20 protein-coding genes and 1 tRNA gene are annotated in these 18,410 nt (G+C 68.1%); 15 read left to right on the top strand and 6 right to left on the bottom strand.

The annotated features are described in order from the left end of the window. Positions 1-11: 11 nt before the first annotated feature. Positions 12-1,262 (bottom strand): NAD-dependent epimerase/dehydratase family protein, encoded by a 1,251-nt coding sequence (locus AC07U0_RS05500; protein ID WP_494719003.1) that lies wholly within the window; start codon positions 1,260-1,262, stop codon positions 12-14. 124 nt (positions 1,263-1,386) lie between these two features. Here AC07U0_RS05500 and AC07U0_RS05505 point away from each other — a divergent pair, with 124 nt between their 5' ends. Both AC07U0_RS05505 and typA read left to right on the top strand, forming a co-directional pair. Continuing rightward, a complete protein-coding gene (locus AC07U0_RS05505) occupies positions 1,387-1,641 on the top strand; it encodes a DUF1674 domain-containing protein (RefSeq protein WP_494719004.1) in 255 nt (84 codons plus the stop codon). 206 nt (positions 1,642-1,847) lie between these two features. Continuing rightward, positions 1,848-3,680: a translational GTPase TypA gene (typA, locus tag AC07U0_RS05510; protein ID WP_494719005.1), complete on the top strand. Its 1,833-nt coding sequence runs from the start codon at positions 1,848-1,850 to the stop codon at positions 3,678-3,680. Between the two features lie 74 nt (positions 3,681-3,754). Here typA and AC07U0_RS05515 read toward each other — a convergent pair whose 3' ends face one another. Beyond that, a complete protein-coding gene (locus AC07U0_RS05515; protein ID WP_494719006.1) occupies positions 3,755-4,240 on the bottom strand; it encodes a peptidase S1 in 486 nt (161 codons plus the stop codon). A 123-nt stretch (positions 4,241-4,363) separates the two neighbouring features. Continuing rightward, positions 4,364-4,439, bottom strand: a tRNA-Ala gene (locus AC07U0_RS05520). Positions 4,440-4,617: 178 nt separating this feature from the next. Between AC07U0_RS05520 and AC07U0_RS05525 the strand changes: the two genes are divergently transcribed. From AC07U0_RS05525 to AC07U0_RS05580, 12 genes are all read left to right on the top strand, one after another. After that, positions 4,618-4,923 (top strand): YggT family protein, encoded by a 306-nt coding sequence (locus AC07U0_RS05525; RefSeq protein ID WP_494719007.1) that lies wholly within the window; start codon positions 4,618-4,620, stop codon positions 4,921-4,923. A 158-nt stretch (positions 4,924-5,081) separates the two neighbouring features. Further along, positions 5,082-5,960 carry a 3-hydroxybutyryl-CoA dehydrogenase gene (locus AC07U0_RS05530; protein ID WP_494719008.1) on the top strand — a complete coding sequence of 293 codons (879 nt, stop codon included), beginning with the start codon at positions 5,082-5,084 and terminating at the stop codon, positions 5,958-5,960. Then, a complete protein-coding gene (locus AC07U0_RS05535) occupies positions 5,957-6,526 on the top strand; it encodes a phthalate transporter (RefSeq protein WP_494719009.1) in 570 nt (189 codons plus the stop codon). Before AC07U0_RS05530 ends, AC07U0_RS05535 begins: the two co-directional genes overlap by 4 nt. 106 nt (positions 6,527-6,632) lie before the next feature. Further along, positions 6,633-7,883: a DUF418 domain-containing protein gene (locus AC07U0_RS05540; RefSeq protein WP_494719010.1), complete on the top strand. Its 1,251-nt coding sequence runs from the start codon at positions 6,633-6,635 to the stop codon at positions 7,881-7,883. A gap of 48 nt (positions 7,884-7,931) precedes the next feature. Further along, entirely contained in the window at positions 7,932-9,425 is a 1,494-nt protein-coding gene (hisS, locus tag AC07U0_RS05545) for a histidine--tRNA ligase (protein WP_494719011.1), read from the top strand. A gap of 402 nt (positions 9,426-9,827) precedes the next feature. Continuing rightward, entirely contained in the window at positions 9,828-10,880 is a 1,053-nt protein-coding gene (gene obgE, locus AC07U0_RS05550; RefSeq protein WP_494719012.1) for a GTPase ObgE, read from the top strand. A 92-nt stretch (positions 10,881-10,972) separates the two neighbouring features. Continuing rightward, a complete protein-coding gene (locus tag AC07U0_RS05555; protein ID WP_494719013.1) occupies positions 10,973-11,632 on the top strand; it encodes a nicotinate-nucleotide adenylyltransferase in 660 nt (219 codons plus the stop codon). Between the two features lie 143 nt (positions 11,633-11,775). Continuing rightward, positions 11,776-12,204, top strand: a complete 429-nt coding sequence (gene rsfS / locus AC07U0_RS05560) for a ribosome silencing factor (RefSeq protein WP_494719014.1) — start codon at positions 11,776-11,778, stop codon at positions 12,202-12,204. 1 nt (position 12,205) lies between these two features. Next, positions 12,206-12,670, top strand: a complete 465-nt coding sequence (rlmH, locus tag AC07U0_RS05565) for a 23S rRNA (pseudouridine(1915)-N(3))-methyltransferase RlmH (protein ID WP_494719015.1) — start codon at positions 12,206-12,208, stop codon at positions 12,668-12,670. Between the two features lie 26 nt (positions 12,671-12,696). Continuing rightward, positions 12,697-13,785 (top strand): murein hydrolase activator EnvC family protein, encoded by a 1,089-nt coding sequence (locus AC07U0_RS05570; RefSeq protein ID WP_494719016.1) that lies wholly within the window; start codon positions 12,697-12,699, stop codon positions 13,783-13,785. Between the two features lie 169 nt (positions 13,786-13,954). Beyond that, complete coding sequence (locus AC07U0_RS05575) at positions 13,955-15,376, top strand: S41 family peptidase (protein ID WP_494719017.1); 1,422 nt, start codon at positions 13,955-13,957, stop codon at positions 15,374-15,376. A gap of 109 nt (positions 15,377-15,485) precedes the next feature. Further along, positions 15,486-16,700 (top strand): divergent polysaccharide deacetylase family protein, encoded by a 1,215-nt coding sequence (locus AC07U0_RS05580; RefSeq protein WP_494719018.1) that lies wholly within the window; start codon positions 15,486-15,488, stop codon positions 16,698-16,700. Here AC07U0_RS05580 and AC07U0_RS05585 read toward each other — a convergent pair. Then, positions 16,697-17,041, bottom strand: a complete 345-nt coding sequence (locus AC07U0_RS05585; RefSeq protein WP_494719019.1) for a ribonuclease E inhibitor RraB — start codon at positions 17,039-17,041, stop codon at positions 16,697-16,699. The two genes, AC07U0_RS05580 and AC07U0_RS05585, sit on opposite strands and share 4 nt — an antisense overlap. 42 nt (positions 17,042-17,083) lie before the next feature. Here AC07U0_RS05585 and AC07U0_RS05590 point away from each other — a divergent pair, with 42 nt between their 5' ends. Beyond that, the gene (locus AC07U0_RS05590) at positions 17,084-17,572 is read left to right on the top strand and encodes an RNA pyrophosphohydrolase (protein WP_494719020.1); all 489 of its coding nucleotides are present in this window, start codon (positions 17,084-17,086) and stop codon (positions 17,570-17,572) included. Positions 17,573-17,611: 39 nt separating this feature from the next. Here AC07U0_RS05590 and AC07U0_RS05595 read toward each other — a convergent pair whose 3' ends face one another. Next, complete coding sequence (locus AC07U0_RS05595) at positions 17,612-17,860, bottom strand: CBU_0592 family membrane protein (protein ID WP_494719021.1); 249 nt, start codon at positions 17,858-17,860, stop codon at positions 17,612-17,614. Positions 17,861-18,139: 279 nt separating this feature from the next. Further along, the gene (locus AC07U0_RS05600) at positions 18,140-18,409 is read right to left on the bottom strand and encodes an ATP synthase F1 subunit epsilon (RefSeq protein WP_494719022.1); all 270 of its coding nucleotides are present in this window, start codon (positions 18,407-18,409) and stop codon (positions 18,140-18,142) included. Position 18,410: the final 1 nt, after the last annotated feature.

An 18,410-nucleotide genomic window follows, 5' to 3' on the forward strand; every position in this document is an offset into this window, starting at 1 on the left:
CGACCTCGGGCTCAGGCCCGCACCCGGGGCCGCAGGGGCTTGATGTCGGCCGAGGGTCTCGGATCGACCGGACAGGCCGCCATCTCCAGCGCTTCGGCGCGGTCGGCGTTCCAGGCGGAGACGCAGGGGATACGGGCGAGATCGGCGCGGTCGGCGTAACGGCGGGCCACCTCGGTGACGTCGGCCATCAGACCCTCGGCCAGGGTGATCGGCTTCAGCCCCAGATCCCTGAACTGGTCATTGGCCACGACCAGCTCGTTCTCGTCGGCCTCCTGACGCGGATTGGCGACGTTGTGGACCTCGGCGCCCGTCATATGGGCGACCATGGCGGCCAGATCGCGCACACGGCGGCTCTCGGTCATCTGGTTGAGGATCTTGACCCGGTCGCCGCGCGACGGCGGGTTGGCGAGCGCCAGTTCGACGCAGCGGACCGTGTCCTGGATGTGGATGAAGGCCCGGGTCTGGCCGCCGGCGCCGTGTACGGTGAGGGGGTATCCGACCGCAGCCTGCATCAGGAAGCGGTTCAGCACCGTGCCGTAGTCGCCGTCATAGTCGAAGCGGTTGATCAGCCGCTCATCCATCCGCGTCTGCTCGGTCTGGGCGCCCCAGACGATGCCCTGGTGCAGGTCGGTGATCCGCAGCCGGTCGTTGCGGGCGTAGAACTGGAACAGCAGGGCGTCCTGCGTCTTGGTCATATGGTAGATCGAGCCCGGGTTCGGCGGGAACAGGATCTCCTGCTCGGTCGGGCCGTTGTCGGTCTCGACCGTGACCTTCAGATAGCCCTCGGGGATCTTCAGCCCCGCGGTGCCGTAGCCATAGACCCCCATGGTGCCCAGATGGGCCAGATGGACGTCGCGACCGCTCTCGACGATGGCGGCCAGCAGGTGGTGGGTGGCGTTGATGTTGTTGTCGACGGTGTAGAGCTTGTGCCGCGCCGACTTCATCGAATAGGGGGCGGCCCGCTGTTCGGCGAAATGGACGACGCTGTCGGGCTTCTCGTCCTTGATCAGGGCGACCAGCCGGTCGAACTCCTTGCCGACGGTCATATTGACGAAGCCGATCGTTCGCCCGGTGAGTTCCTTCCAGGCGGCGATCCGCTCGCCCATGGTCCGGATCGGGGTCAGGGACTGGACCTCGAGCTCATTGTCGATGTTGCGGCGGCTGAGGTTGTCGACGATCACGACGTCCCAGCCCTTCGCCGACAGATGCAGGGCCGTGGGCCAGCCGCAGAAGCCGTCGCCGCCGAGAATGAGTACTTTCATCTTACGCCACCTTTGACCTTCCCCGGCCTGCCTAGACCAGGTCGGGCGCCGGAGCAAAGCGGGGCGATGGTCGCAGGGGCGATGCCCTCTGGGATGAGAGGCTTTCACAGCCTATATGGCGGCCATGGTCGACACCCCCGAAAATCCGCCCGAAGCCACCCTTAAAGACGCCGCCAACGATCCCGGCTTCAATCTGGACGTGCCGGGCGCGACGCGGGAACGGCCCCTGACGCCCGCCGCCCGACGGGCGCTGGAAGAAGCCGCCGAGCGGCGCGCGGTCGAGACCGCCGCCATGGAGCTTGAGCATGGGGGCCCGACCGGACCCGAGCCCACCCGCTACGGCGACTGGGAGAAGAAGGGTCTGGCGGTCGACTTCTGACGCCGCATCCGGATCGAGCCCCTCCACCACGGCAAACGCGCTGCAGCCTCGCTCCCCGCTTCGTGGAGAGGAATCGCCGTTCGGCCTCATTTTCCAGCTACTGGTCTTTTTCGTCGCGCCCCTGTATGAGGCGCGCGCTCCCCGCAGACGCACATCCCAGAGCGGCCCCCGATTTTCGGCCGCCTTTTCGCATTGAACGATCCGATATGAACCTTCGCAACGTCGCCATCATCGCCCACGTTGACCACGGCAAGACGACCCTGGTCGACCAACTCCTGGCCCAGTCGGGCGTGTTCCGGGCCAATGAGGCCACGACCGAACGCGCCATGGACTCCAACGACCAGGAAAAGGAACGGGGCATCACCATCCTGGCCAAGTGCACCTCGGTGCTCTGGAACGGTGAAGCCGGCGAAACCCGCATCAACATCATCGACACCCCCGGCCACGCCGACTTCGGCGGCGAGGTCGAGCGCATCCTGGGCATGGTGGATGGCTGCGTCATCCTGGTCGACGCCGAAGAGGGCGTCATGCCCCAGACCAAATTCGTGCTGACCAAGGCCCTGAAGATGGGCCTGCGTCCGATCCTGTGCATCAACAAGGTCGACCGCGCCCACGCCGATCCGGACCGCGTCCACAACGAGGCCTTCGACCTGTTCGCCGCCATCGGCGCGACCGAAGAGCAGCTGGACTTCCCGCACATCTACGCCTCGGGCCGCGCCGGCTGGGCGACGCTGGACCTGAACAAGCCCAACGACACCCTGGCCCCGCTGTTCGACCTGATCGTGCGCCACGTGCCGCCGCCCAAGGTTCAGGAAAACAAGGACAAGCCGTTCCGCATGCTGGACGTGCTGATCGAGTCCGACCCGTTCCTCGGTCGCATCCTGACCGGCCGGATCGAGAGCGGCAAGGCCATCCCCGGCATGGCGATCCACGCCCTGGACCGTGACGGCAAGGAAATCGAGCGCGGCCGAATCACCAAGGTTCTGGCCTTCCGCGGCCTGAAGCGTCAGCCCCTCGACGAGGGTTCGGAAGCGGGCGACATCGTCGCCATCGCCGGCATGTCCAAGGCGACCGTGGCTGACACCCTGTGCGCCATGGAAGTCACAGAGCCGCTGGACGCCCAGCCGATCGACCCGCCGACCATCTCCATGACCGTCTCGGTCAACGACAGCCCGCTGGCCGGCCGCGAAGGCGACAAGGTCCAGTCGCGCGTCATCCGCGACCGCCTGCTCAAGGAAGCCGAAGCCAACGTCGCCATTCGCGTCACCACCACCGAAGGCGGCGACGCCTATGAGGTGGCCGGCCGTGGCGAACTGCAGCTGGGCGTTCTGATCGAGAACATGCGCCGCGAAGGCTTCGAAGTGTCGATCTCGCGTCCGCGCGTGGTCTATCAGACCGGCGAGAACGGCGAGCGTCTGGAGCCGATCGAAGACGTCATGATCGACGTCGACGACGAGTTCACCGGCGTGGTCATCGAGAAGCTGTCGGCCCGCAAGGCCGAGCTGTCGGACATGGGCCCGTCGGGCGCCGGCAAGACCCGCATCAGCCTGAAGGCCCCGTCGCGCTCGCTGATCGGCTATCAGGGCGAGTTCCTGACCGATACGCGCGGTTCGGGCGTGCTGAACCGCGTGTTCAGCCACTACGAGCCGCACAAGGGCGAGATCGCCGGCCGTCTGAAGGGCGTGCTGATCTCCAACTCGGACGGCGACACGGCGGCCTTCGCCCTGTGGAACCTGGAAGACCGCGGCATCATGTTCGTGGGCGCCGGCGAGAAGACCTACGAAGGCATGATCATCGGCGAGAACGCCCGCTGGGACGACCTCGACGTCAACCCGATCAAGGGCAAGCAGCTGACCAACGTCCGCGCCTCGGGCAAGGACGAAGCGGTTCGCCTGACCCCGCCGCGCGTCATGTCGCTGGAACAGGCCATCGCCTATATCTCGGATGACGAGCTGGTCGAGGTCACGCCCAAGTCGATCCGTCTGCGCAAGCAGATCCTGAACCCCTCGTTCCGCAAGAAGCGCGCCCGTCCCGAGTAGGGATTGGCGCCGGAGCGATCCGGAATTGAAAAGGCCGCCCCGGCGACGGGGCGGCCTTTTTGCTGTCCGGCGGCTCAGTGGGTCTCGGTGAAGACCAGCCGGGCCTGGGCGCCGTCGCCCGAGCCGTAGCGGCCGATCCAGATGTCATAGACGCCGCTCGGCGGATTGGCCCAGCGCAGGCCCGGATTGACGTTGCCGCCGTCGCCGGCGCCGTCGTCATTGCAGTTCCAGTTCCCGTTGGGATCATTGACCACCAGGGTCGTGTCGACGTCCGCATAGACCCAGATGTTGAGCGGCAGGCCGCCGGCCGTATAGGTCAGCCGATAGTCGGGCGCGTCGCCCACCATGCCGACGCACGATCCGCCCAGATGCGAGGCGTCCTCGGTCCCGCCGGCGACGATATCCACACTGCGGGGATCGGGCTTGAACCCGGATTTCAGCGCCAGGGAGCCAAACACCGGATCCAGCGAGGCGTCCTGGGCCAGGGCCGGGGCGCTGACGGCCAATCCGGCGGCGAACAAGGCCGCTCCGAATACGCCCTTGATGAGTTTTGCGATCATGGTCTTCCCCCCGATGACGGACCTCGAAGCGGGTCCGGTCATCGTCACGCTATCACGGATATGCGAACCGGAGGAAGCGTCCGCGGCCTGACGGAATCCGTCTGAACCGGAAGCAAAATCGCCTGGTGGAGCCGAGGGGAGTCGAACCCCTGACCTCGTCATTGCGAACGACGCGCTCTACCAACTGAGCTACGGCCCCCTTCTCAGGGTGCAGGCGAGGGCGGGACATACGGGGGGCGGGGGTGTGGTGTCAACAGCCTGACCGCCCCGACCGCCAGCCCGTGCGACGTATCGGCGTTTGTGGCGTTGGGCGACCTCGGCTAGAAGCGGCGTTCGGGCCGGTTTCCGCCCCGGTCTCACGGCTTCGGAGTGCTTCCATGGGTTACGCCATCGTCTGGCTGGTCGACAATATCATCGGCCTGATGATCCTGTTCATCATCGCCTCGGCCATCCTGAGCTGGCTGTTCGCCTTCGACGTGATCAACCACCGGAACCGGTTCGTGAACCAGCTGGCCGGCTTCCTCGACGCCGTGACCCGTCCCCTGCTGGAGCCTTTCCGCCGCATCATTCCGTCGCTGGGCGGGATCGACATCTCGCCGATCGTGGTGCTGTTGCTGCTCAATTTCGCGCGCATCCTGTTCAACCGGATGGCCGCGCCGATCCTGATCGGCCTGCTGGGCTAGGATTGGGCCGTGGGGCTCGTCCGCGACGCGAAACCGTGTCTCCGGCGCCGCCCCGGCTGCGGCTCTGTTGCTGCATTGCACGATTCCAGCCTTGCACCGTCCGGCGACCCTCTTAAGGTGCCGCCGACTGGCCACAGGCCGCTGAACACCACGACTAAATGACCACGATCGGAACAGTCGCCGTCATCGGCGCCGGACAGATGGGCGTCGGGATTTCCCACGCCGTGGCTCTGGGCGGCTATTCCGTGCGGCTGTACGACATCGCGGCGGCGCGCCTGCCCGTGGCCATGGGCGAGATCGCCGCCAACCTGGCCCGTCAGGTCGGCAAGGGCAAACTCAGCCAGGCCGAGGCCGACGCGGCGCTGGCGCGGATCACGACCACCGACAGCCTGACCGAGGCCGGGTCGGCCGATCTGGTCATCGAGGTCGCGGTCGAGGACGAGGCCGTCAAGAAGGCGCTCTACGCCGAACTGGTCCCGCATCTGGCGGCCCATACGCTTCTGGCCTCCAACACCTCCTCGATCTCGATCACCCGACTGGCCTCGGCGACGGATCGCGCCGATCGTTTCATCGGCCTGCACTTCATGAAGCCGGCGCCGGTCATGGGCCTGGTCGAGATCATTCGCGGCATCGCCACCTCGGCCGACACCTATGAGACGGCTGTCGCCTTCGCCGAAAGCCTGGGCAAGACCACCACCAACGCCGAAGATTTCCCGGCCTTCATCGTCAACCGCATCCTGGTGCCGATGATGAACGAGGCGATCTTCACCCTCTATGAGGGCGTCGGCGACGTGGCCTCGATCGACAAGGCGCTCAAACTGGGCGCCAACCACCCCATGGGTCCGCTCGAACTGGCCGACTTCATGGGTCTGGACGTGGTTCTGGCCATCATGAACGTGCTCTACGACGGTCTGGCGGACTCGAAATACCGCCCCTGCCCGCTGCTGGTGAAATATGTCGAGGCCGGCTGGCTGGGCCGCAAGTCGGGCCGCGGCTTCTACGACTATTCCGGCCCCACCCCGGTTCCGACACGATGATCCCGAGCTTCGACACGCCCGAGAGCCTGCCCGGCCAGACCCGGGTCATGTGGCGGCGCACCCCGGGGTCGCGGATTCTGGCCAGTCTCGCCGCCGTCTGCTGGCCGCCGCTGATCGCCACCTTCTTCATCTGGCCGCCCAGCGCGCCGCACTGGATTCCCGGTCGGGAATTCGACTGGCGTCTGGTGGTGCTGGTCATCGGCCTGATCGCGGCCCCGACCGGCCTGTGGTTGCTGGCGCGCGAGCGCGACCGCACCGGCCGCCCGGCCTCGCGCCTCGGCATTATCTGGCGCTTCATGCTGTACGGCGGCCTGCTCGGCGCGGCGCTCGCCGTCCTGTTCGCCCTGATCCAGATCCTGATCGGGGCGATTTCGTCGGGCAGCCTCATGCAGGCTCTCGGCTCGACCGAGACCATCCTGCTGATCTACGGGGTCGGCGGCCTGCCGGTCTGTATTCTGGTCGGGGTCAGCTATGCGCTGTGGGCCGGGCTCTGCGCCGCCTTCCTCGCCTTCCAGCCCGCGCCCGAGAAGGTCCGCGATCGTCTGGGCCTGATGAGCGACGAATAGGCCGCGGGGCCACACTCCCGCGCCTTTGCGCCTCGGGCGTATTGCCTCGCACACCGCTGTTCGGCACCTTCCGCCCGGGCCCATCCAGGGACCGGGGGACATCATCATGACGGAAGCGGCAACGGCCATCGCGCCGGAGGCTCAGCCTGCCCTCAAGACGGGACCGGTCAGCCGCGCCGACCGGATTGAGACGCTCGACATCCTGCGCGGCTTCGCGGTGCTCGGCATCCTCGCGGTCAACGCCATGGCCTTCGCCTGGCCGGGGATGATGGACGCCCCCTCCCCCGCCGCGCCCTACGACATGGACACCGGCAACACCTGGGCGGTCTGGGCGGTCGAGGTGCTTCTGCACAACAAGTGCCGGACCCTGTTCTCCATGCTGTTCGGGGTGTCGATCTTCCTCGTCGGCGGCGAACGCAGCGACAAGGCGCGGGGCGCGATTCTCAGGCGGCGGCTGCTGGTGCTGGCCGTCTTCGGCCTGATCCACGGCCTCGCCCTGTGGTTCGGGGACATCCTGCTGCTCTACGCCTGGTCCGGCGTCTTCATGATGCTGTGCCGGTCGTGGTCGCCGAAGCGGCTTCTGTGGACCGGGATCGGGATCGTGACCGCGTTCCCCCTGCTGGAGTTCGGCGGCAACGTCTTCGGGGCCTTCCAGCCCTATGACGCGGCCAAACATGCAGCCGACCTCGCCAGGGATGCCGCCGCCACCCTGAAGACGATCGAGACCGTCCGCTCGGGCTGGGGCGGAGCCCTGTTCGAGAACCTGAAGATGTGGGCGCTCGTTCAGGGGATGAGCGTTGTCCTGTTCGTCTTCCCGACGGTGGGGTTGATGATGATCGGCCTCGGCCTGTTCAAGACCGGCTATCTGGCGGGCCGGTCGCCGGCCTGGGCCTATGGACTGATGCTCCTGATCGGGATCGCGATCACGGCAGTCTTCGGCTGGTACGACTGGATCGACCTGATCCCCGGCCGCGCCCCTGCGGAGGTCACCCTGCTTCGGGCGGGGATGGACGCTCTCGCCCCCTTCTGCACGCTCGCCTATGTCGGGCTGCTGGTGCTGATGACGCGCCATGGTCTGGGCTGGCTGACGCGCAGGCTGGCGCCGGTCGGGAAGATGGCCTTCACCAACTATCTGACCCAGACCCTGATCATGACCAGCCTGTTCTACATGCCCTGGGGGCCGCTGCTGTACGGCAAGGTCGAGCCGGCGCCGCTGTGGGGCATCGTCGGCGGGATCTGGCTGCTGCAGCTGATCTGGTCGCCGCTGTGGCTGTCTGTGTTCGAGATGGGGCCGCTGGAGTGGGTGTGGCGCTGCCTGACCTATGGGCGGTTCGTGCCGCTGCTCAAGCAGCGCTGACCCTTCAAAACATTGCCGCAGCGGGCCGCATGGCTTAATCGCCCGGCCATGACCGATACGCCTGAGACCGCCGCCGAGAACACCCCCGCCCGCCCCGAAGCCCGCAGCCCGCGCGGCTTCGGCGACAAGCGTGGCCGCGACCTGATCGCCGAGCGCCGCATCGTGGCGAAGGTGTCCGAGGTCTATGAGCGCTGGGGCTTCGAGCCGCTGGAGACCCCGGCCTTCGAATATGTCGACGCGCTCGGCAAATTCCTGCCCGACACCGACCGGCCGAACGAGGGCGTTCTGGCGCTGCAGGACGACGACGACCAGTGGATGGCCCTGCGCTACGACCTGACCGCACCCCTGGCCCGGTTCGCGGCCCAGAACTGGGAGACCCTGCCCAAGCCCTTCCGCCGCTACGCCTTCGGGCCGGTCTGGCGCAACGAGAAGCCCGGCCCCGGCCGCTTCCGGGAATTCTGGCAGTGCGACGCCGACACCGTGGGCTCGGACCGGCCCGAGGCCGACGCCGAGATCATCGCCATGGCCTGTTCGGGCCTGAGGGCGGCGGGTCTGGCCGAGGGGCAGGCGGTGATCCGCGTTTCCAACCGCAAGCTCTTCGACGGCCTGTTCGACGCCGGCGGCGTGACCGACCCGGCCCAGCGCCTGACCGCCCTTCGCGCCGTCGACAAGTTCGACCGTCTGGGCTGGGAGGGGGTTTCGGCCCTGCTGGGCGAGGGCCGTCTGGACGAGAGCGGCGACTACACCAAGGGGGCGAAGCTGCCGCTGGGCGTCGCCGCGACCATCGAAGCGTTTCTGGCTTCGGCCGGAGACGTGACCCTGTCGCGCGCCGAGACGCTGGAGGCCGTCGCCCGCGCCGGCGGGCTGGGCGCCGCCGGCGAGGCCGCGCTGGAGGAACTGGCCGGGATCGACGCGGCCCTGAAGGCCATGGGCGTCGATCAGGCCTCGGTGAAGTTTGACCCGACCATCGTGCGCGGTCTGGAATATTACACCGGCGCTGTCTTCGAGGCCGAACTGTTGCTGGAGACCAAGGACGAGAAGGGCCGGCCGATGCGTTTCGGTTCGATCGGCGGCGGCGGCCGCTATGACGATCTGGTCGCCCGCTTCACCGGCCAGTCGACCCCGGCGACGGGCTTCTCCTTCGGGGTGTCGCGCCTGGCCTCGGCCCTGAAGGCCGCCGGGCGGGAGGACGGTTCGGTGCGAGGACCGGTCGTGGTCATCGTCTTCTCTCAGGACGACATGCAATCCTATCTCGACGCCGTCTCCGAGCTTCGGAACGCAGGCATACCGGCCGAGCTCTACCTCGGTCGGGCCGGTATGAAGGCGCAGATGAAATACGCCGACCGCCGGGGCGCTCCGGCCGCCGTCATGCTGGGCGGGGACGAGATCGCCGCCGGTCAGGTGACCATCAAGGATCTCGACGCCGGTCGGGCCCTGGCTGCCGGCGTGGCCGACAATGAAGCCTGGAAGGCGGCCCGTCCGGGGCAGGTCACCGTCGCCCGGACCGACCTTGTGCAAACCATTCGCGCCATTATCGAATAAGTTTCGATAAAATCCGCCCTCGCGGATGACTTATCGACGATCACTCATAAAAGTTTCGATTTTTGCGTGACGGTTCATTGACGCCGCCCGGCCATCCGGGTCATTTGGCCTCACTCGAACGGCGCAACGCGGAAGCACAGCTGCCGGTCGGAGGCGTTTCGGGGAGGAAACGTCCGCTCCACAGAGAGCGTGAAAGCCCGCTGCGATGTATCCCCCGCAGCGGGCTTTTTCACGTCTGGAGTTCTGGTTCGCGCTATCGCTCGCGACGCGGTCGCTCGCTGCTTGAGCGCGAGCCCTCTCAACGGAATCACCGCGCGCCTGTAATTCGCCGCTCTCTTGCTCTATAGGGCTCGCGCTCAAGCAGCGCGTCTCCGCGAGACGCGCGTTAGCGCCCAAAGCAAAATGAAATTTCTCGACCAGGCCAAGATCTATATTCGTTCCGGCAACGGCGGCGGCGGCTCCGTCTCCTTCCGGCGCGAGAAATTCATCCCCAACGGCGGCCCCGACGGCGGCGACGGCGGCAATGGCGGCAACGTCTGGATCGAGGCGGTCGAGGGCCTGAACACCCTGATCGACTATCGTTACAAACAGCATTTCAAGGCCGGCACCGGCCACCACGGCCAGGGTCGCCAGATGCACGGCGGCAAGGGCGAAGACGTGGTCCTCAAGGTCCCCGTCGGCACCCAGGTGCTGGGCGAGGACAAGGAGACGGTCGTCCTCGACATGACCGAGGTCGGCCAGACCGAATGCCTGCTGCGCGGCGGCAACGGCGGTTGGGGCAATGTCCGCTTCAAGGGCCCGCAGAACCAGGCGCCGCGCTTCGCCAATCCCGGCCAGGAAGGCCAGGAGATGTGGATCTGGCTGCGGCTGAAGCTGATCGCCGACATCGGCCTGGCGGGCCTGCCCAATGCGGGCAAGTCGACCTTCCTCGCCGCCGCCTCGGCCGCCCGGCCCAAGATCGCCGACTACCCGTTCACGACCCTGGCTCCCAACCTCGGCATGGTCGACCTGTCGCCGGGCGAGCGCTTCGTCATCGCCGACATTCCCGGCCTGATCGAGGGCGCTTCGGAAGGCGCCGGGCTGGGCGTGCGCTTCCTCGGCCATGTCGAACGCTCGGCCTCCCTGATCCATCTGATCGACGGCACCCAGGACGACGTCGTGGAAGCCTACCGGATCATTCGCGGCGAGCTGGATGCTTACGGAGAAGGCCTTGGCGACAAGGCCGAAATCCTGGCCCTCAACAAGATCGACGCCCTGACCCCGGAAGCCCGCGAGGAAAAGGCCGCCGAGCTGGAGGCCGTCGCGGGCCGCCGGCCGATGCTGGTCTCGGGCGTCTCCGGCGAGGGCGTGCCCGAACTGCTGCGCGCCGCCTGGGCCGAGGTCCGCAAGAACCGCGGCGAGATCGACGCCGACGGCGACGAGCGCGTCCAGCTGACCGAGGCCTGGCGTCCCTGAGAAGACACTCCGGGTGTCAAACGATGCGCGACAGACACGTAACGCCGTGATAGCGCAGCCTTGAGCATAAGCCTGTCAGAGCCCTCTCCGCCTTGTCCTTCTTCCACGCCGGTCCCGCGCCCCGGATCTCCGGGCCCCGTCACGGGGCGCTGAGGGATGGGCTGGCCCTGACGCGAGGGATGCGGGTCGGCCTGTTCGGCGGGTCGTTCAACCCGGCCCATGACGGCCACGCCCACGTCGCCGAGACGGCCATGAGCCGGCTGGGGCTGGAGCGGGTGATCTGGCTGGTCTCGCCCCAGAATCCCCTGAAGGGCCGCCAGGAGACCGCGCCGCTGGAAGGTCGCATGGCCTCGGCCCGCGCCTTCGCCAAGGGCCCCGGAATGATCGTCTCGGATTTCGAGACCCGCATCGGCACCGCCTGGACGGTCGATACTCTCCGGGCCCTGAAGGCCCGGCACCCGGGCGTGCATTTCGTCTGGCTGATGGGGTCTGACAATCTGGCCAGCTTCCATCGCTGGCGGGGCTGGACCGACATCATGCGGATGATGCCCATGGCGGTCATCGCCCGTCCGGGATCGCTGCTGGAAAGCCGCTCGGCGCCCGCCGCACGACGGTTCGCGGGCGCCAGGGTGTCCGAGGCCGAGGCCCGCCGCCTGCCCGATATGGCCGCTCCCGCCTGGACCTATCTGACCGCGCCGCTGAACCTCAGTTCGTCCACGGCCCTGCGCGCGAAAGCCCGGGATTCGATCTGATTCGGCGGCCCGGCTTGAGTCGGGTGACCTCGGGGGCCATCTGTGCTAGAAGCCCTCTTTAGTCACCGCCCTGGAGCCCTCCGCTGACCCCCTCGCCCGCGTACGATACGCAAGACGAAGCCGTTTCCAACACGGCCCATGAGATGGACGATTTCGAGCCCATCCATTCCGAAGACGGCGACGAGTCTACGGGGTTTGACGGTCCGCGCGCGGCCCTGCCCGCCGGTTCGACCGCTCTGGAAAACGCCATCCTCGCCAAGCTGGACGACGACAAGGCGCTGGACATCGTCCTGATCGACCTCAAGGGCAAGTCGCCCATGGCCGACACCATGATCGTGGCCTCGGGCCGTTCGCACCGCCACGTCGGCGCGCTTGCCGACCACCTGCTGCGCACCCTGAAGGACCACGGTCTGGGCAAGGCCAAGGTCGAAGGTCTGCCGCACTGCGACTGGGTCCTGATCGATTCCGGCGACGTGATCATCCACCTGTTCCGGCCGGAAGTGCGGATGTTCTACAACATCGAGAAAATCTGGGCCGTCGACAGCGCCCACCGCACCCAAGCCGCCGTCTGATTTGAAGCTGGCGATCGCCGCGATCGGCAAGCCGGGGCGCGGGCCTGAAGCCGCGCTCGCGACAGACTACGCCCAGCGCGCCACCCTTTCGGGCCGGGCGCTGGGTCTGGGTCCACTGGAGCTGGTCGATCTCGACGCGAAGAAGACGGGCAAGGGCCCCGAGGCCGAACTGCTGCTGGCGGCGGCCGAGGGCGCACACCTGATTGCCTGCGACGAGCGTGGCAAGACCTACTCCAGCCGCGCCTTCGCCGACCATATCGCCATCCTGCGCGACCGGGGCGAGCGCAAGCTCGTCTTCGTCATCGGCGGGGCGGACGGGCTCGACAAGTCGGTGCTCGACGCCGCCGGATCGACCCTGGCCTTCGGGCCCCAGACCTGGCCGCACGCCCTGGCCCGCGCCATGCTGGCCGAACAGCTCTATCGGGCCGTGACGATCCTGGCCGGATCACCCTATCATCGGGACTGAACCCCTCCCGACCCCGGCCTGACCTCTTGAAACGCCTTCTCCTCCTCGGCTGCGCCTTCGCGCTGGCGGCGACGCCGGCGGCGAGCCTGCGCGCGCGTCAGGAGAACAGTGAGCTGGCGGGCCTTCAGTCCGAATACCGCGACGAACAGGTCAGGGCGCGCCGTCTGAGGGCCGACGCCGCTGACGCCGCGGCCGAGATCGTCGATCTGGACCGCCAGTTGGCCTCCCTGCGGCAGGCCGAAAGCCATGACGACATCCAGATGGCCGCCCAGCGGGCCCGGCTGAATGAGCTGAGCCGGCGCGAATCCGTGCTGCTGGTCGCTCTGGCCAAGGACCGGGGCCAGCAGGCGCGGTTGCTCTCGGCCCTGCAGATGATGAGCCGCGATCCGCCGCCGCCCCTGCTGATCCCCGCCGACAAGGCCGTCGACACGGTCCGCGCCGCCATTCTGATGCGGGCCATGACCCCCGAACTGCAGCGCCGCACCCGGGCCCTGGTCGACCAGCAGACCGAGATCGCCCGCATCCGCCGCCTCGCCGTCCTGTCCAGCGAACAGCTTATGACCACCGAGAGCGCGCAGGGCGACCGGCGTGGCGAGATCGAGAGCCTGTCGGCCCGCAAGGCCGCCCTCGTCGCCGTGCTCAAGGCCGACGCCGAACGGTCCGAACGCGCCGCTAAGGTGCTGGAGGCCCGCATCCGCAGTCTGGGCGGCGAGATCCAGCCCCTGTCCGCCGCCGAGGCCGACGCCGAGACCGTGGTCACCCGCCTGCCGGGCGGCCGGTCGCGCCTGTCGCCTCCAACGTCCGGCCAGCCCGACGCCGTCTTCGGCCGGGGTTCCTCCGGCTGGCGCTGGCGGACGGGCGCCCGGACCATCACCGCCCCGGCCAATGCCGTGGTCGACTACGCCGGTCCGCTGAGTGGCTGGGGTCAGGTGGTCATCCTCGACCTCGGCCCCGGCTGGCGCGCCGTCATCGCCGGGCTGGACACGGTCTCGGTCGAGGCGGGCGGCCGGGTCGCGGACGGTCAGGCCCTGGGTCGCTCCGCCGATGACGGCGAGGTCTATTTCGAACTGCGTCGCGACGAGCGACCGGTGGATCCGGCGCCGTGGCTGCGGTGACCGGTTCGACGAACGTGAAACCACTTTCCATCTGTCCCCGACGCTGATTTTATCCGGAGCAAGGGTCGGCGCCACGATTTCGTCGTGACTTCGGCGCTCCTGACCCTGATACCGGACGCCTGAAGGCTTCGGACCCGAAGCCTTTTGAGACGACCGCGAAAGAGACCGAATGCGTAAACTGCTCCTCGCCGGCGGCGCCGTGCTGGCCCTGGGCCTGAGCGGCATGACCGTCGCCACCCAGACGCCCCGGAACGAGACCTTCCGGATGCTGCAGCTGTTCGGGGACGTCATCGCCGTGGTCGAACAGGCCTATGTCGTGCCGGTCGACAACAAGAAGCTGATCGAGGCCGCGCTGGCGGGCATGATGTCGGCTCTGGACCCGCACTCCAACTATCTGTCGCCGGATGGCTATGGCGACCTGCAGGAACGCACCTCGGGCGAATATTCGGGCGTCGGCCTGACCATCACGGCCGAAGGCGGTCTGGTGAAGGTCATCTCGCCGATGGACAACTCGCCGGCCAGCCGCGCGGGAATCCAGGCCGGCGACGTCATCTCGGCCATCGACGGCCAGAACGCCGCGGGCCTGAGCGTCTCGGACGTCTCCAACAAGCTGCGCGGCGCCATGGGCACCTCGGTCAAGGTCACCGTGCTGCGCGACGGCGAGGAGGCCCGCGAGGTCACCCTGGTGCGCGAGGTGATCAAGGTCGAATCCGTCACCGGCCGTCTGGAAGGCGACTTCGGCTATATCCGCATCTCGACCTTCAACGAGAACACCGGCCGCGAGCTGACCCAGGTCATCACCCGTCTGAAGACCGAGAAGCCCGGCATCAAGGGCTTCGTCCTCGATCTGCGCAACAACGGCGGCGGTCTGCTGACGGCGGCGATCGACGTCTCGGACGCCTTCCTCGAGCGCGGCGAGATCGTCAGCCAGCGTGGGCGCAAGCCCGACCAGATCGACCGCTACGCCGCCAAGCCCGGCGACCTGACCAACGGCCTGCCGCTGGTCGTCCTGATCAACTACGGCTCGGCCTCGGCCTCCGAAATCGTGGCCGGCGCCCTGAAGGATCAGGAGCGGGCGACGATGGTCGGCCTGACCAGCTTCGGCAAGGGTTCGGTCCAGACCGTGATCCCGCTGAACCGGGGCAAGGACGGCGCCCTGTCGATCACCACGGCGCGCTACTACACCCCGTCCGGCCGCTCGATCCAGAAGATCGGCATCGAGCCGGATCTCGAGGTCGCCCGCTCGGAGGCCGAGGGCCGGATCGTGTCGCGCTCCAGCTTCATCTATTCCGAGGCCGCCTACGCCACGGCTCTGGACGCCTCGATCGGGGCCGAGCGCAAGGGCGCCCACACCCCGCACGAGGCCCCGGGCCCCGACTTCGACAAAGCCAAGGACTATCAGTTGGAGCGGGCGCTGGACGTGCTGCGCGCCGGCGGCGACCTGTCGAAACTGGCTGCGGCCCCGGCCGGGATCGTGGTCTCGGACGGCGCGACGGAAACGGCGGCCAATGACGACGCGGCGCCTGCACCGGACGCCAAACCCGAGGCCGCTCCGGAAGCTACGCCGACGCCGCAGCAACGCCGCCGGTAAGCCTGATTCTTGGTGAACGGGCCGTTAGGGTTTCTTAACCGCCGCACGGCAGAGTGACGCCCGAGAAGGACCGCCCGTCGTGGTCCCTGACCGAGCGTCCTGTCGCCGTATGTTCGCCAAGAGAGAGTCCGCCCTCGCCGCCGCCGCCGGCGCTCCGCCGCAGAGCAAGCTGCCGCGCCTGAGCCTGGCCCCGATCGTCGACGCCCTGAAGCGACCGCCCGTCGCCGTGGGCGCCGCGGGCTTCCTGCTGCTCGGAACCGTGGCCCTGTTCCTGACGGTTCTGGGCGATCCCACGGCCGGGACGCCGTCCGCCCGCGCCGCCCTGCACCGCGAAGCCCACGCCCCCGCCGCCGGACCCGAGGCCCCCACAGGACTGGAAGCCTTCGGCGTGGGCGGCGACTGGGCCGCCTGGCAGACCCTGGGCGACCCCAATGCCGATCCCGCGTCCGGCGCCGCCGGTGGCGACGCCCTGATCACCCTGCCCGACGGCGCGACCGTCGCGGGCGGCGGTGGAGCCATCTCCGCGCCCAAACAGGCGCCCCAGCCCTTGGTCTCCGCCCCGATCGCGGGGCTGAGCCAGCCGGGTCCGAACGGCCCCCTGCCGACCATCGCCGCCGACGGCCGCGTCCCGGCCCAGGCCTATGCCCGTCCCTTCCGTCCGAACGGCAAGCCGCGCGTCTCCCTGATCGTCGGCGGCCTCGGCCTCAACGCCGTCACCACCCGCGCCGCCATCGAGCGGCTGCCGGCCGAGGTGACCCTGAGCTTCGTCCCCTATGCCGACGGCCTGCAGGGCTGGATCGACCTGGCCCGCGCCCAAGGGCACGAAGTCATGATCGAAATCCCCATGGAGCCCTCGGGCTATCCGGATAACGATCCGGGTCCGCAGACCCTGCTCGCCTCGGCGACGCCCGACGACATCATCGCGCGCATGAATTGGCTCATGGGCCGCGCCACCGGCTATTTCGCGGTGACCAACTATCTGGGCGACCGGTTCGTGACCTCGGACACCGGCATGTCCGCCTTCCTCAGCGTGCTGCGCCAGCATGGCGTCGCCTTCATCGACGACGGCTCGGCCCGCCGCAAGCCGGGCGCCTGGGCCCGGGCCAGCGCCGATTCCATCATTGACGAGACCCAGACCCCGGCCTTCATCGTCGGCCGCCTGAACGCGCTCGAGGCCCGCGCCAAGGCCACCGGCGCGGCCCTCGGGACCGGCTTCAGCTATCCGGTCACCGTCGAGGCCGCCGCCCGCTGGACCGCTGGTCTGGACGCCCGCGGCCTGCAGCTGGCCCCGGCGTCGGCGATGACGCAGAGGCCGGGCCGCTAGACCGGGGCCCCGGGCTTGTCGAGGAACCCCCACCCGTCGTTCTGACCATCAAACGGACCGGCGGCCTGCGCCAGCATGTCTTCCATGGCGGTGATGGCGACCACCGTCGGCGCCATCTCGACGGTGACGATCGCATCCCATTCCTCGAACCCTTCGTCGGGCGCACGGACCTCACACGGCAGGCCCGCGTCTTCAATGACGCCACGAAATCCCTCGGCCGACGCCTGATCCGGCAACAGGACCACGAACTCGACCTGTCTGGAGAGAGTCAGATCGACTCCCCGATCCTTTAGCCGCTGGAGGACGGCTGCGTTTTCAGCGCCGGAATCTGAAGTCGTCATCGCGCACTCGCCTCCCGCAGGTTCGGGCTGTATCTGGACACCATGACAGAGCCCGATCTCTCCCTCTACCGTCCCAACGTCGGCGTTGTGCTGTTCAATGCCGCGGGCAAGGTCTGGTACGGCCGCCGTCACGCGACGGAGGGGCCCTGGAACTGGCAATTCCCGCAAGGCGGCGTGGACAAGGGCGAGGACGTCGCCGCCGCCGCCCTGCGTGAACTGCAGGAAGAGACCGGGGTGACCTCGGTCGAACTCCTGGGCCGCACCGACAACGAGATCCTCTATGACTTCCCGGCCGAACTGATGGCGCAGCACCTGCGCGAGAAGCGCAAACCCTGGAACGGCCAGCGCCAGACCTGGTTCGCCTTCCGCTTCACCGGCGACGAGAGCGAGATCGACCTGAACCAGCACGAGGAGGTCGAGTTCGACGCCTGGCGCTGGGGCGACCTGTCGGAAGCCTGCGAGCTGATCGTGCCGTTCAAACGCGCCGCCTATGAGCAGGTGGTCGCGGCGTTCGGGAAATTCGCTCGATAGTCCCCGTCATCCTCGGGCTCGTCCCAGGGATGACGGACTCTATTTCCGCTTCAGCGCCAGCCTTACCAGCCCCGCCACGGCCACCAGGGCCCACGCGCCCTCCATCAGGGCCGCCGACAGGTTGAAGTCGACCGACAGGGACCAGAGGATCAGGAGGGCGCCGACGAGGTTCAGCGTCAGGGCCGGCCACTGTTTCGGATCCAGCTTCCCGGCGGTGGCGCCGGCATAGGCGATGAGGATCAGCAGGACGCCGGACACGCCGGCGATGTCGATGAGGGTCAAGGCCATGGGGGCCCTCCTTGTACAGGAGCCGGGCCGTCCCGGGCTTCACGCCGATCTCTGACCAGCGGTGGGGACGTGGCCCCATGGCGCCCAGTCTAGGGCCCCGAACCGCTCGTTCAAGCGGTGTTGGTCAGTTTGGCGATATTGGTGATTTCGCCGCCCCGGCCTTGGTTGAGTTGGCGCCCGGCTCTGGCGACCGCTTCGGGGCTGAACGCAAAACAGCCGACGCTTTCGCATCGGCTGTTCGCAAGGGGATCAAGGCGTCCGCGGACGCCCTGTAGGTCTTTAGCCCGCGACGACTTCCGTCGCCTGTTCGGCCAGGATGGTCAGGCCGGCGGGGGTCACGTCGGCGAAGCCGCCGTGGACGGTGAAGACGCGCTTCACATTGCCGTCGAAGACGGTGACCGGGCCTTCGCGCAGGGCGGTCATGAAGGGCGCGTGGTCGGGCAGGACGCCGAAGTCGCCTTCGACGCCCGGCGCGTCAACCTGATCCACGAGGCCCGAAAAGACCTCGCGTTCAGGCGCGACCAGCGAGAACTGCAGCTTGCCGGCCATG

This window comes from Brevundimonas sp. GW821-FHT02A10, from assembly GCF_059422025.1.

Bases quoted from the DNA above. Each gene is read 5' to 3' on its own strand.
- AC07U0_RS05500 (WP_494719003.1), bottom strand. From the start codon at position 1,262: ATGAAAGTACTCATTCTCGGCGGCGACGGCTTCTGCGGCTGGCCCACG.
- AC07U0_RS05505 (WP_494719004.1), top strand. From the start codon at position 1,387: ATGGTCGACACCCCCGAAAATCCGCCCGAAGCCACCCTTAAAGACGCC.
- typA (WP_494719005.1), top strand. From the start codon at position 1,848: ATGAACCTTCGCAACGTCGCCATCATCGCCCACGTTGACCACGGCAAG.
- AC07U0_RS05515 (WP_494719006.1), bottom strand. From the start codon at position 4,240: ATGATCGCAAAACTCATCAAGGGCGTATTCGGAGCGGCCTTGTTCGCC.
- AC07U0_RS05525 (WP_494719007.1), top strand. From the start codon at position 4,618: ATGGGTTACGCCATCGTCTGGCTGGTCGACAATATCATCGGCCTGATG.
- AC07U0_RS05530 (WP_494719008.1), top strand. From the start codon at position 5,082: ATGACCACGATCGGAACAGTCGCCGTCATCGGCGCCGGACAGATGGGC.
- AC07U0_RS05535 (WP_494719009.1), top strand. From the start codon at position 5,957: ATGATCCCGAGCTTCGACACGCCCGAGAGCCTGCCCGGCCAGACCCGG.
- AC07U0_RS05540 (WP_494719010.1), top strand. From the start codon at position 6,633: ATGACGGAAGCGGCAACGGCCATCGCGCCGGAGGCTCAGCCTGCCCTC.
- hisS (WP_494719011.1), top strand. From the start codon at position 7,932: ATGACCGATACGCCTGAGACCGCCGCCGAGAACACCCCCGCCCGCCCC.
- obgE (WP_494719012.1), top strand. From the start codon at position 9,828: ATGAAATTTCTCGACCAGGCCAAGATCTATATTCGTTCCGGCAACGGC.
- rsfS (WP_494719014.1), top strand. From the start codon at position 11,776: ATGGACGATTTCGAGCCCATCCATTCCGAAGACGGCGACGAGTCTACG.
- AC07U0_RS05575 (WP_494719017.1), top strand. From the start codon at position 13,955: ATGCGTAAACTGCTCCTCGCCGGCGGCGCCGTGCTGGCCCTGGGCCTG.
- AC07U0_RS05580 (WP_494719018.1), top strand. From the start codon at position 15,486: ATGTTCGCCAAGAGAGAGTCCGCCCTCGCCGCCGCCGCCGGCGCTCCG.
- AC07U0_RS05585 (WP_494719019.1), bottom strand. From the start codon at position 17,041: ATGACGACTTCAGATTCCGGCGCTGAAAACGCAGCCGTCCTCCAGCGG.
- AC07U0_RS05590 (WP_494719020.1), top strand. From the start codon at position 17,084: ATGACAGAGCCCGATCTCTCCCTCTACCGTCCCAACGTCGGCGTTGTG.
- AC07U0_RS05595 (WP_494719021.1), bottom strand. From the start codon at position 17,860: ATGGCCTTGACCCTCATCGACATCGCCGGCGTGTCCGGCGTCCTGCTG.
- AC07U0_RS05600 (WP_494719022.1), bottom strand. From the start codon at position 18,409: ATGGCCGGCAAGCTGCAGTTCTCGCTGGTCGCGCCTGAACGCGAGGTC.